The sequence below is a fragment of the Pseudomonas sp. LBUM1661 genome (assembly GCF_059695925.1).
On the sequence record NZ_CP166794.1, the window covers coordinates 200,794 to 213,802 of the forward strand.

Consider the following 13,009-nt stretch of genomic DNA (forward strand, 5'->3'; position numbering starts at 1 on the left):
CGGGCTTGCTCGCGAAAGCGGTTTATCAGGCACCGCTTAATCCGGCCAATACCACGCCGGCTCATCCAGCACCCGCTGCCCGACAATCCCGGTCTGGCCGAGCGTCTTCTCCAGCACAATGCAATTGCATTCAGGGTCTTCCTGCAACGCCGAGATCAACCGCCGCGCATGCGAAACCACCCACACCTGACACTGTTCGGACGCCCGGATAATCAACCGCGCCAACGCCGGCAACAGGTCTGGATGCAAGCTGGTTTCCGGCTCGTTCAGCACCATCAGCGTCGGTGGCCGAGGCGTCAACAGCGCCGCCACCAACAGCAAATACCGCAACGTCCCGTCCGATAACTCGGCCGCTGACAACGGTCGCAACAACCCCTCCTGATAAAACTCGATGGCAAAGCGTCCGCCCGGCAGCGATTCGATGTGCAGCCTCGCACCAGGGAAGGCGTCGCTGATGGCCGCCCGTAGCGCCTCGGGGTCGCCGATTTCGATGATGGTCTGCAAGGCTGCCGCCAGGTCGCGACCGTCGTGGTGCAACACCGGCGTGCGCGTGCCCAGTTGCGGTTGGCGCACGGGGGCATCGGCGTCGCTGCGAAAGTGATCGTAGAAGCGCCAGCGACGGATGAACTCGCGCATCTCCAGAACCTCCGGTGAAGTACGCAAGCTGCCGACCTGATCGAACAGGCTGTCGAAGTTCGGCGTGTGCTGGGCCAACACGTCCCAGCTGCGGTTGGCGCGGGCGCGGATCATCGGCCCGTCGCGGTCTACCAGCAGGCTCGCCGGACGATAGAACGGCCCGGCCCAGACGCATTCGCGCTTGATTTGCGGGTCAAGGCTGAACCGTGACGGAATGGGCGTGCTGTGCTCGGGCAGCATGAAGTGACCGTTGGAATCGGGCAGACCGAGGCTGATCGAGTAACCGAAGTCTTCACCGGCAAATCCCAGGCGCAAGCGTTTTGCGCCGTGTCGAACCGTCGCCTCGACCGGGACTTCACCGTTGCGCATGCGTCGGCTGATGTTTTCCGGTCCCGCCCAGAACGTCGAGTCCAGGCCACCTTCGCGGGCCAACGCATTGACCACGCCGCCCTGGGCGGTTTCCGCCAACAGGCGCAGCGCGCGGTAAAGGTTGGATTTGCCGCTGCCATTCGGGCCGGTGATCAGGTTCAATCGGCCCAGCGGAATCACCAATTTATTGATCGAGCGGTAATTGGCCACCGCAAGGGTTTTGAGCATTGGGGAGCTTCCTGCTGCATAGGCGGCCAGTTTGCCTTATTGTCGGCGGCACTGTGATCCTGTGACGCTGTGATCGTGTAGCAGTTGTCGAGCCTGCGAGGCTGCGTTCGAGGACGAAGTCCTCGCAAACCCGGTATATGCGGTTCCTCTGACACACCGAGTTGCAAGGTTTTACGACTGCTTCGCAGCCGAACGCAGCCTCGCAAGCTCGACAGCTGCTACAGGTCATACGCAGGCTATGAAGTTGCGGCATGATCGCTTTATTTGAGGGGGCCGGACGCACCCTTGGAACCCTGTTCTACGCTCACAGTCGTATCGTCACTGGCACGCCCGTACAACGCAAAGGAGTCTGCATGGCTGGTCCTGGATTGAAAATAACAGTTGCCCTGAGCGTCTTGGTGCTGCTGACCGCTTGTGGTGAAAAAGCACAGGTCGAGAAGGACCTTCCACGGGTTTTTGTGCAAGAGGTCAAAGCGGCCGATTTCGGCGCCACGGTCACCCTGACCGGCGATGTCCAGGCACGGGTGCAGACCGAGCTCTCGTTCCGTGTCGGCGGCAAGATCATCCAGCGCACGGTCGATGTCGGTGACCGGGTTTCCGCCAAACAGGTGCTCGCCAAACTCGATCCGAAAGACCTGCAAACCAACGTCGACTCGGCCCAGGCCCAGGTCGTCGCCGAACAGGCCCGCGTCAAACAGAGCGCTGCCGCGTTCGTCCGTCAGCAAAAACTCCTGCCCAAGGGCTACACCAGCCAAAGCGAATATGACGCCGCCCAAGCAGCATTGCGCAGCAGCCAGAGCGCGCTCACTGCCGCGCAGGCGCAACTGGCCAATGCCCGCGAACAACTGGGCTACACCTCGCTGATCTCCGACGCGCCGGGCGTGATTACCGCGCGCCAGGCCGAGGTCGGCCAAGTGGTACAAGCCACGGTGCCGATCTTCAGCCTGGCCCGGGACGGTGAGCGCGACGCGGTGTTCAACGTTTACGAGTCGCTGCTGGCCGAGCCGCCATCGGACAAGACCGTGGTGGTCAGCCTGCTCGATAACCCCTCGATCAAAACCACCGGCACCGTTCGGGAAATCACCCCGGCCGTCTCGGCGCAGACCGGCACTGTGCAAGTCAAAGTCACCCTCAACGGACTGCCCGAAGGCATGCAACTCGGTTCGGTGGTCAGCGCCACCGCCAAGACGCCCGGCAAATCGGCGGTGGAATTGCCATGGTCAGCCTTGACCAAAAACCTCGGCGAACCGGCCGTGTGGCTGGTGGACGCGGACGGCAAAGCCCAACTGCACGCCGTCACCGTCGGTCGCTACCTGACCGGCAAAGTCATCATCAATGGCGGCCTGGAAGGGGGTGAAAAAGTCATCATCGCCGGCGGCCAGTTATTGCACCCAGGGATGAAAGTGGAAATCGCCGAAAACACCTACAAGGATTTGGCACCGGGAGCCCAGCCATGAAGCGCCTGATGCTGTTGTGCGCGGGTTTGCTGCTCGTTGCCTGTTCGAAAAAAGAGCCGCCGCCGGAGCCTGTGCGTCCGGTGCTGTCCATCGAAGTCAAAGCATTGAATCAGGAAGACCTCGGCCGTTTTGCCGGCAGTATCCAGGCGCGCTACGAAAGCAATATCGGCTTCCGGGTGCCCGGTCGCATCGCCAGCCGTAACGTCGATGTCGGCGCCGAAGTCGAGAAAGGCGCGTTGCTCGCCACCCTCGACCCGACGGATCAGCAGAACCAGTTGCGCTCGGCCGAAGGCGATCTGGCGCGGATCCAGGCGCAATTCATCAACGCCCAGGCCAGCGCCCGACGCCAACAGGAATTGTTTGATCGCGGGGTCGGCGCCCAGGCGCAACTGGACGTGGCCCAGACCGACCTGAAAACCACCCAGGCGTCCCTCGATCAGGCCAAGGCCTCGGTCGATCAGGCCCGGGATCAGCTCAATTACGTTCAGCTACGCGCCGATCACAAAGCTATCGTCACTGCGTGGAACGCCGAGGCCGGGCAAGTGGTCACGGCGGGTCAGCAAGTGGTGACCCTGGCGCAACCGGACATCAAGGAGGCGGTGATCGACCTGCCCGACACGCTGGTCGACCAGTTGCCGCCAGACGTGGTGTTCCAGGTCGCCGCGCAACTGGACCCGAGCATCACCAGCACGGCGATCATCCGCGAAATCGAACCCCAGGCCCAAAGCGCCACCCGTACCCGTCGCGCCCGCTTGAGTCTGGCCGAAACACCGCCGGGCTTTCGCCTCGGCACGGCCATCAGCGTGACCCTCAGCTCGGCGATCAAGCCGCGTCTTGAACTGCCGGTCACGGCCCTGCAAGAAGTCGACGGTAAAACCCGTATCTGGGTCGTCGACCCGCAGAACCAGACCGTTTCCCCGCGAGACGTCAGCCTGATCAGCCGCACCGACTCAACGGTGGTGCTGGCCAACGGTGTGAAGAGTGGGGAGCGCGTGGTCAGCGCCGGTGTGAACAGCCTCAAGCCGGGGCAGAAAGTCAAAGTCGATGAGGACAGCCCGCAATGAAAGGGAGTTTCAACTTATCCGAATGGGCCCTCAAACATCAGTCGTTCGTCTGGTATTTGATGTTCGTCGCGCTGCTGATGGGCGTGTTCTCGTACATGAACCTGGGGCGCGAGGAGGACCCGTCGTTCACCATCAAAACCATGGTGATCCAGACCCGCTGGCCGGGCGCGACCCAGGAAGAAACCCTCAAGCAGGTTACTGACCGCATCGAGAAAAAACTCGAGGAACTCGACTCCCTCGACTACGTGAAAAGCTACACCCGTCCCGGTGAATCGACGGTGTTCGTCAACCTGCGCGACACCACCAGTGCCAAGGACATCCCGGAAATCTGGTACCAGGTGCGCAAGAAGATCAACGACATTCGTGGTGACTTCCCCAAAGGCCTGCAAGGGCCGGGATTCAACGACGAATTCGGTGATGTGTTCGGTTCGGTGTACGCCTTTACCGCCGACGGCTTGTCGATGCGCCAGTTACGCGATTACGTCGAGCAAGTCCGCGCCGAGATCCGTGAAGTGCCGGGGCTGGGCAAAGTCGAGATGATTGGCGAGCAGGACGAGGTGCTCTACCTGAACTTCTCCACCCGTAAACTGGCGGCGCTGGGCATTGATCAGCGTCAGGTGGTGCAGAGCCTGCAAGCCCAGAACGCGGTGACACCGGCCGGTGTGATTGAGGCCGGTCCCGAGCGGATTTCCGTGCGCACAACGGGACAGTTTGCCTCCGAGAAAGACCTGGCCAACGTCAATCTGCGGCTCAACGACCGCTTCTACCGCCTGGCCGACGTCGCTGAAATCAGCCGCGGTTACGTCGATCCGGCCACCCCGCAGTTCCGCTTCAACGGCCAACCAGCCATCGGCCTGGCGATCGCCATGAAGAAGGGCGGCAACATCCAGGTGTTCGGCAAGGCGTTGCACCAGCGCATGACCGACCTGACCGCCGACCTGCCGATAGGCGTCGGTGTGCACACCGTTTCCGATCAGGCCGAAGTCGTGGAAAAAGCCGTCGGCGGCTTCACCAGCGCGCTGTTCGAAGCGGTGGTGATCGTGCTGATCGTCAGCTTCATCAGCCTCGGCGTGCGCGCCGGATTGGTGGTGGCGTGCTCGATACCGCTGGTGCTGGCGATGGTCTTCGTCTTCATGGAGTACAGCGGCATCACCATGCAACGGATTTCCCTCGGTGCGCTGATCATCGCCCTCGGCCTGTTGGTGGACGACGCGATGATCACCGTCGAAATGATGGTCACGCGCCTGGAAATGGGCGAAACCAAGGAGCAGGCGGCGACATTCGCCTACACCTCGACCGCGTTCCCGATGCTCACCGGCACGTTGGTGACGGTCGCCGGTTTTGTGCCGATTGGCTTGAACGCCAGCTCCGCCGGTGAGTACACCTTCACGCTGTTTGCGGTGATCGCCGTGGCGATGATCGTGTCGTGGATCGTCGCGGTGCTGTTCGCCCCGGTGATCGGCGTGCACATCCTCAGCACCAATGTGAAACCGCACTCGGCCGAGCCGGGTCGTATCGGCCGTGCGTTCAACGGCAGCATGCTCTGGGCCATGCGCAATCGCTGGTGGGCCATTGGCATCACCGTCGCGCTGTTCGTGGCGTCGGTGTTTTCCATGCAGTTCGTGCAGAACCAGTTCTTCCCGTCCTCGGACCGTCCGGAAATCCTCGTCGACCTCAACCTGCCGCAAAACGCTTCGATTGATGAGACGCGCAAGGCCGTCGACAAGCTCGAAGCGACGTTCAAGGACGACCCGGACATCGTGCGCTGGAGCACTTACATCGGCGAAGGTGCGATCCGTTTCTACCTGCCCCTCGACCAGCAATTGCAGAACCCGTACTACGCGCAACTGGTGATCGTCAGCAAAGGCCTGGAATCGCGCAACGCGCTCAGCCAGCGCTTGCGTGAACGGTTGCGCAAAGACTTCGTCGGCATTGGCAGCTACGTCCAGGCCCTGGAAATGGGCCCTCCGGTCGGGCGGCCGATCCAGTACCGGGTCAGCGGCAAGGACATCGATCAGGTGCGCAAGCACGCGATCGAGCTGGCCACTGAGCTGGACAAAAACTCGCACATCGGCGAAATCATTTACGACTGGAACGAGCCTGGCAAAGTCCTGCGCATCGACATCGCCCAGGACAAGGCGCGGCAACTGGGGCTGTCGTCGGAAGACGTGGCCAACCTGATGAACAGCATCGTTGTCGGCTCGCCGATCACGCAGGTGGACGACGATATCTACCTGATCAACGTTGTCGGTCGCGCCGAAGACGCCGAACGCGGTACGCCGGAAACCCTGCAGAACCTGCAGATCGTCACGCCGGGCGGCACCTCGATTCCGCTGCTGGCGTTCGCCACGGTGCGTTATGAACTTGAGCAACCGCTGGTCTGGCGTCGCGACCGCAAGCCGACTATCACCATCAAGGCGGCGGTGCGCGACGAGATCCAGCCGACGGACCTGGTAAAACAACTGCAACCGACCCTCGATAAATTCGCTGCCGGTTTACCGGTGGGCTACAAGGTCGCCACGGGCGGCACGGTCGAGGAAAGCGGCAAGGCCCAAGGGCCGATTGCCAAGGTGGTGCCGCTGATGCTGTTCTTGATGGCGACCTTCCTGATGATCCAGCTGCACAGCGTGCAGAAGCTGTTCCTGGTGGCCAGCGTCGCGCCGCTCGGGCTTATTGGCGTGGTGCTGGCGCTGATCCCGACGGGCACGCCGATGGGCTTTGTGGCGATCCTCGGGATCCTCGCGCTGATCGGCATCATCATCCGTAACTCGGTGATCCTGGTGACCCAGATCGAGGCGATGGAGAAGGACGGCCTGTCACCGTGGGATGCCGTGGTGCAAGCCACTGAGCACCGGCGTCGACCGATTTTGCTGACGGCTGCGGCGGCGAGTCTGGGCATGATCCCGATTGCCCGGGAAGTGTTCTGGGGGCCGATGGCCTACGCGATGATTGGCGGGATCATTATTGCGACGTTGCTGACGCTACTGTTTTTGCCGGCGCTGTACGTGGCCTGGTACAAAATCCGCGAGCCGAAGAAAGAAGTGCAGTAAGGCGAGCGCTGAGCACTCATCGCGGGCAAGCCACGCTCCCACAGGTTTTCTGTCGATCCCGGATGTTGTGGTCGACGCAAAACCTGTGGGAGCGGGCTTGCCCGCGATGACGTCCGGGCGAATGCTACAAGGCTAAAGGCTTACACCTTGCGCCAAACACTCGCCAACCAAGGCTGCTGCTCCCGCGGCAGCCCCGCTGGCCGGTAGTAATGCTCCAACTCGACAAACCCAGCCTCGGTCAGCAATTGCTGCCACGTCTGAAGGTCGTGATACGCCCCATACCGCGGCCCGTTCCAGCCTTCCTGATTCTCGCCACGAGGATTGGAACTGAACAACACACCGCCCGGTTTCAACGCTCCACGCAACTCCTTCAACACCCGAGGCAACTCCTGGCTCGGGATGTGAAACAGCACCGCATTGGCAAAAATCCCGTCGAAGCGTTCAGCCGGCAGATCGAGCTTCAGAAAATCCTGCTGCCAGACCTCGCAACCACTGTCCTCCCGGGCCATCTGCGCAAACTTTTCCGAGCCGTCGAGGCCGACTGCGATGTGCCCCATGCGAGTGAACGTCTGCAAATCACGCCCCGGCCCACAGCCGAAATCGAGAATGCTGAACGGCGCCTCACCCTGAATGTGCCGCAGCAACGCATCGATGTTCTGGCTGACATCGTGATCGCGAGTGCCTTCGCGAAAACCTTCGGCCACCGAGTTGTAATGGCCCAGTGTGGTGGCGGTGATCTGCTGGAGGTCGTCGGGCGTCTGTTTCATGGTCGGCTGCGCAGGCAATTGGGATTCGCCGAATATACGCCATGAAGCCGGAGGCTGCTGCGCAGCCATTCGCGAGCAAGCCCGCTCCCCCATCTGACCGTATCCAACATGGGAACGCGGTCAAATGTGGGAGCGGGCTTGCTCGCGAAAGCGGTATCACAGACGACCCATGTTCTCCGCCAGACTCAACGCTTGTTCAACCCCCGCGCCAACCGATCCCCGCCCAATTGGATAATCGCCACCAACACCACCAGCAACACGATCACCGTCAGCATGATCTGGCTATCAAACCGCTGATACCCGTACCGATAGGCAATGTCCCCCAACCCACCGGCACCAATCGCCCCGGCCATGGCCGAGGAGTTGATCATCGTCACCAACGTAATGGTGAAACCGCCAACAATCCCCGGCAGCGCCTCAGGCAACAACACATGCCAGACAATATGCCAGCGCCGGCAACCCATGGCTTGCGCGGCTTCAATCAAGCCGTAATCCACCTCGCGCAAGCTGACCTCGGCGATGCGTGCAAAGAACGGCGTGGCAGCAATGGTCAGCGGCACCACGGCGGCCCAAACGCCGTATGTGGTGCCGACGATCAACCGCGTAAATGGAATCAGCGCCACCATCAAAATCAGAAACGGAATCGAGCGGAACAGGTTCACGAACGCACCCAACGCACGGTTCAGCGCCGGGGCTTCATAAATCCCGCCCTTGGAACTGGTGACCAGGATCACCGCCAGCGGAATCCCCGCCAGCAGTGCGATCAGCGACGACACGCCGACCATCAGGAAGGTGTCGATGAAGCCTTGCAGCAAGCGATCAAACCACATAACCCAGCACCTCCACCTGTTGTGCCCAGTTGCCGGCGCGCTGACGCAATTCCTCGGCGCCGAGAGACGAGCCCGTCACCGCCAGCAGCAGTTGCCCCAGCGCATGGCCCTGAATCCGTTCGACGCCGCCCTGAAGCAAGCGCACGCGGCCACCGAGGGCGGCGAACAGCGCCGCCAGGTCCGGTTCGTCTGTCGCACTGCCGGTGAATTGCAAACGCAGCACCACGGCAGCATCCGAAGACTGTGGCTGTGGACGCAAACGGCTTTGCAGCTCCTCCGGCAAGGCGTGTTGCAGCGGCGCGAGCAAAGTCTTGCTGACCTCATGCTGCGGATTGCCGAACACTTCCCACACCGGCCCTTGCTCGACGATTCGCCCGTGCTCCAGCACCACCACGCGATCACAGATATCGCGGATCACCGCCATCTCGTGAGTGATCAGCACGATGGTCAAACCCAGCCGCTGATTGATCTCGCGCAGCAGGCCGAGAATCGATTGGGTGGTCTCTGGATCAAGCGCCGAAGTCGCCTCATCGCACAGCAAAATTTCCGGGTCATGCACCAACGCCCGGGCGATGCCGACGCGTTGTTTCTGCCCACCGGAAAGCTGTGCCGGGTAGGCTTTGTGTTTCTCTTGCAGTCCCACCAACTCCAGCAACTCACGAACCTTTTTTTCGCGCTTGTCCTTCGGCACACCCGCCACTTTCAGCGGCAATTCGACGTTCTGCCAAACCGTCTTGGCCGACATCAGATTGAAGTGCTGGAAGATCATGCCGATCCGCCGACGCAGTGCCACCAGACGGTCTTCATCAAACTCGCCGATGTTCACCTGATCGATCAGCACCCGACCCGTGCTCGGTTGTTCGAGACGGTTGATGGTGCGGATCAACGACGACTTGCCGGCGCCGCTGCGGCCGATAATGCCGAACACTTCACCGCGCTGGATCGCCAAGTCGATGCCGTGCAACGCCGCCACCGGGCCTTGCTGGCCGTTGTAGGTTTTGCCCAGGCCAACGAAGCGCACGTGAGCGCGATTGAGGTCCGGGTGCAGTTCCGTCTGTTCGGCTTTCTGTGGCTCTGGAATCTCCAGTCGCCGTTGGATCGCGGCCGTCATGTTCAGCTTTCCCAACCGGCTTGATAGAGCTTGCCGTGCGCCTTATCCAGCGCCGCACGAACCACCGGCGAATGCTGGTAGATGTCGACGAACTTGATCAGGCGCGGGTCGGTTTTGCTTTTAGGCTGGATCACGAACTGAATCACGTATTCCTTGTGATCGAGGCCATCGAACAGCAGGGCAGAGCCGGCATCGAAAGTCTTCGACAGGCGGATGTAGGCCGGGTAGCCCTGGACCAGATCGGCATCGTCGTAGGCGCGCACCAATTGCACGGCTTCGACCTGAAGGATTTTGATTTTTTTCGGGTTGGCGATGATGTCTTCTTCGGTGGCTTTGTAGCCGACACCGGGTTTAAGCGTGATCAACCCAGCCTTGGCCAGCAGCTGCAAACCGCGACCGCTGTTGATCGGATCGTTGGCGATCGCCACGCTGGCACCTTCAGGCAGCTCGTCGAAGCTTTTGTATTTCTTCGAGTAGAGGCCGACGTTGTTGATGATCCCCGGCTTGAACGGCACCAGGTCAAAACCGGCGGCGGCCTTGGCGTTTTCCAGGAACGGGATGTGCTGGAAGTAGTTCACGTCGATGTCGCCGGCCGCGAGGCTGACGTTGGGGGCGATCCAGTCGCTGAACTCCACGAGTTCGACTTTCAAGCCTTGTTTGTTGGCTTCTTCCACCGCGGCTTCCAGGGGAATGGCGAAGGCGGCGGTGGTGCCGACTTTCAGCGGCGCGTCGGCGGCGAAGGCCGCGGAGCTGAAGAGGCCGAGGGCCAGGGCCAGTGCTTTGACTGGGTGGGTTAAGAGTTTCTTGGTCATGATGGGTTTTCCAGTCAGTGCATTAAATTTGGAGTGTTTTGTCGGGCCTCATCGCGGGCAAGCCCGCTCCCACAGTGGATCTCGGGTGTTCACAAAATCCCTGTGGGAGCGGGCTTGCCCGCGATGCTTTTAACGTCTAAACGCCGAACCCGTGTGTTGCTGTGGCAAATGCGCCTCACCCTGAAACAGCTTCTCCCGCAGGCTGCCGCTGTCATAAGCCGTCTTGTACGACCCACGACGCTGCAACTCCGGAATCACCAGATCGATGAAATCCACATAGCTTTCAGGCGTGACGATCCGCGTCAGGTTGAAGCCGTCTAGCCCGGTTTGCGCGATCCACGATTCCAGCTCATCAGCCACTTGCTCAGGCGAGCCGACCACCGTGATGTAGCGGCCACCAAGGGCGTGTTGCTCGAGCAATTTGCGCCGGGTCCAGTCGTTGTTTTGCAGGTTCTTGGTCGCCGACTGGATCGCGTTGCTCTTCACGTACTGGATCGGTTCGTCGATCTCGTACTGGGAAAAATCGATCCCGGTGGACGCCGAAAAATGCGCCACGCCGGCCTCGGCGCTGGCATAGCTCAGGTACTCGGCGTGCTTGGCCCAGGCCAGTTCCTCGGTTGCGCCGACAATCACGTTCAGCCCCATGAACACCTTGATGTCCTCGGGATTGCGCCCGGCCACGACGGCACTGGCGCGTACCTTATCCACCTGGACCTTGGTCGACGGTTTGTTCTGGCCGCTGATGAACACGCACTCGGCATGGCGCCCGGCGAACTGCAAACCGCGATCCGAACTGCCAGCCTGGAACAGCACCGGCGTACGTTGCGGCGACGGTTCGCAGAGGTGATAGCCCTCGACCTGATAGAACTCGCCGTGGTGCTCGACCTTGTGCACTTTTTCCGGTTGGGCGTAGATCCGTTGCTGGGGATCGTTAATCACTGCGCCGTTTTCCCAACTGCCTTCCCAGAGTTTGTAGAGCACTTGCAGGTACTCGTCGGCCTGGTCGTAGCGGCGGTCGTGTTCGACTTGTTCGCTCAGGCCCATGGCCTTGGCGGCGCTGTCGAGGTAACCGGTAACGATGTTCCAGCCAACCCGGCCACGGCTCAAATGATCGAGCGTCGACATGCGCCGGGCGAACAGGTACGGCGGCTCATAGGTCAGGTTGGCAGTGAGGCCGAAGCCGAGATTTTTGGTCACGGCGGCCATGGCCGAAACCAGCAGCAGCGGGTCGTTGACCGGCAGTTGGATCGACTCTTTGAGCGTCACGTCCACCGAGTTTTGGTAGACGTCGTACACGCCGACGATGTCAGCGATGAACAAACCGTCGAACAGCCCACGCTCCAGCAGTTGCGCCAGCTCGGTCCAGTATTCGAGGGTCTTGTACTGGGTCGAGGTGTCCCGTGGATGCGTCCACAAGCCGTGGTTGATGTGCCCGATGCAGTTCATGTTGAACGCGTTGAGCAGGATTTTCTTTTTCGTGTCGGCCATCAGATGGTCCCCCGCAACGGCGGGTTTTCATCGTTGAGGTAGTAATTGCCGACCGCGTGGTACTTCCAGCGCACCGGGTCGTGCAACGTGTGCACTCGAGCGTTGCGCCAGTGGCGATCCAGACCGTGTTCGATCAGGGTGGCCTGGCTGCCGGCGAGTTCGAACAGCGTGCTGCCGGCCGCGAGGGAAATCTCGGTGCTGATGGCGCGGGCTTCGGCGACGGCAATCGATGCCGCAGCGACGCTTTCGGCGTGGGTGTCGGCCTGGGCCTTGTCGAGGAATTCGCCGGCGCGTTCCAGCAACGCTTCGGCGGCGTGCAGGCGGATGCTCAAGTGGCCGAAGCTCTTGAGGGTCAGCGGGTCTTCGACGGCTTTGTCGTTGCCCGAATCAATCCACGGCCGGGTTTTGGTGCGCACGAAGTGCAGTGCATCTTCATACGCGGCGCGGGCGATGCCGGTGTCGATGGCGGCATGGAGAATTTGCGCCAGCGGGCCAACTGGCGTCGGGCGCTCGAAGGCGCTTTGGAACGGGATGACGTCTTCGGCGGCGACGTAGACGTCTTCGAACACTACGGAACCGCTACCGGTGGTGCGCTGGCCGAAACCACTCCAGTCGTCGATGACCGTCAGGCCTTTGCTGTCGCGTGGCACGAAGGCCAGTTGCTGCACGCCGTTTTCATCCACCACCGAGGTCGGAATGCGTTGGGCATAAATGGCACCGGTGGCGTAGAACTTGCGACCGTTGATGCGATAGCCATCGCCGTCGCGCTTGAGGCTGGTGACGCGGTCGTGAGCGGTTTTTGTCCCGAGTTCGGCGAGCGCATTACCGAAGCGCTGGCCAGCCAGCACCTCGGCGTATAGGCGTTTTTTCTGCTCGTCGCTGCCGTTCACCCGCAGCACTTCGAGGGCGTAGAAATGGTTCTGCGGAATCTGTCCCAGAGAGCCGTCAGCCTGGGCGATCAGTGCGATGACCTTGGCCAGGGTGACGTTGGAAACGCCGGCACCGCCATACTCCTTGGGCACGCTGATGCCCCAAAGGCCCGAACGGGAAAACACTTCCAGTTCCGGGTGCGGCAAACGGCGTTCACGGTCACGCAGGGCGCTGTCGCGTTTGAAATCTTCGGCCAGGTCGCTGGCGACGATCAGGGCTTGCTCATCGCTGGTGATGACCGCGACGTGTTGAGAAAGAGTCATATGT

10 protein-coding genes are annotated in these 13,009 nt (G+C 61.3%); 3 read left to right on the plus strand and 7 right to left on the minus strand.

All coding sequences use genetic code 11. The features are described 5' to 3' along the window. Positions 1-36 precede the first annotated feature (36 nt). Positions 37-1,233: an AAA family ATPase gene (locus ACA057_RS00965; RefSeq protein ID WP_497345253.1), complete on the minus strand. Its 1,197-nt coding sequence runs from the start codon at positions 1,231-1,233 to the stop codon at positions 37-39. A 353-nt stretch (positions 1,234-1,586) separates the two neighbouring features. Between ACA057_RS00965 and ACA057_RS00970 the strand changes: the two genes are divergently transcribed. From ACA057_RS00970 to ACA057_RS00980, 3 genes are read left to right on the plus strand one after another with little or no spacing between them, the layout of a single operon-like run. After that, the gene (locus ACA057_RS00970) at positions 1,587-2,690 is read left to right on the plus strand and encodes an efflux RND transporter periplasmic adaptor subunit (RefSeq protein WP_497345255.1); all 1,104 of its coding nucleotides are present in this window, start codon (positions 1,587-1,589) and stop codon (positions 2,688-2,690) included. Then, positions 2,687-3,754 (plus strand): efflux RND transporter periplasmic adaptor subunit, encoded by a 1,068-nt coding sequence (locus ACA057_RS00975; RefSeq protein WP_497345257.1) that lies wholly within the window; start codon positions 2,687-2,689, stop codon positions 3,752-3,754. The genes ACA057_RS00970 and ACA057_RS00975 overlap by 4 nt, the downstream gene beginning before the upstream one ends. Continuing rightward, the gene (locus ACA057_RS00980; RefSeq protein WP_497345259.1) at positions 3,751-6,804 is read left to right on the plus strand and encodes an efflux RND transporter permease subunit; all 3,054 of its coding nucleotides are present in this window, start codon (positions 3,751-3,753) and stop codon (positions 6,802-6,804) included. The genes ACA057_RS00975 and ACA057_RS00980 overlap by 4 nt, the downstream gene beginning before the upstream one ends. A 140-nt stretch (positions 6,805-6,944) precedes the next feature. Here the strand turns inward: ACA057_RS00980 and ACA057_RS00985 are convergent, their stop codons facing one another. The 6 genes from ACA057_RS00985 to ACA057_RS01010 form a co-directional block, all read right to left on the minus strand. Beyond that, entirely contained in the window at positions 6,945-7,571 is a 627-nt protein-coding gene (locus ACA057_RS00985) for a class I SAM-dependent methyltransferase (RefSeq protein ID WP_497345261.1), read from the minus strand. A 185-nt stretch (positions 7,572-7,756) separates the two neighbouring features. Continuing rightward, the gene (locus ACA057_RS00990; RefSeq protein ID WP_059404091.1) at positions 7,757-8,401 is read right to left on the minus strand and encodes a methionine ABC transporter permease; all 645 of its coding nucleotides are present in this window, start codon (positions 8,399-8,401) and stop codon (positions 7,757-7,759) included. After that, the gene (locus ACA057_RS00995) at positions 8,391-9,512 is read right to left on the minus strand and encodes a methionine ABC transporter ATP-binding protein (RefSeq protein ID WP_497345264.1); all 1,122 of its coding nucleotides are present in this window, start codon (positions 9,510-9,512) and stop codon (positions 8,391-8,393) included. Before ACA057_RS00995 ends, ACA057_RS00990 begins: the two co-directional genes overlap by 11 nt. Positions 9,513-9,514: 2 nt before the next feature. Beyond that, on the minus strand, positions 9,515-10,324 hold the full coding sequence (locus ACA057_RS01000; RefSeq protein WP_497345266.1) for a MetQ/NlpA family ABC transporter substrate-binding protein: 810 nt from the start codon (positions 10,322-10,324) through the stop codon (positions 9,515-9,517). Positions 10,325-10,453: 129 nt separating this feature from the next. Beyond that, complete coding sequence (locus tag ACA057_RS01005) at positions 10,454-11,812, minus strand: LLM class flavin-dependent oxidoreductase (RefSeq protein WP_497345268.1); 1,359 nt, start codon at positions 11,810-11,812, stop codon at positions 10,454-10,456. Continuing rightward, positions 11,812-13,005, minus strand: a complete 1,194-nt coding sequence (locus ACA057_RS01010; RefSeq protein ID WP_497345270.1) for an SfnB family sulfur acquisition oxidoreductase — start codon at positions 13,003-13,005, stop codon at positions 11,812-11,814. Before ACA057_RS01010 ends, ACA057_RS01005 begins: the two co-directional genes overlap by 1 nt. Between the last annotated feature and the right edge of the window lie 4 nt (positions 13,006-13,009).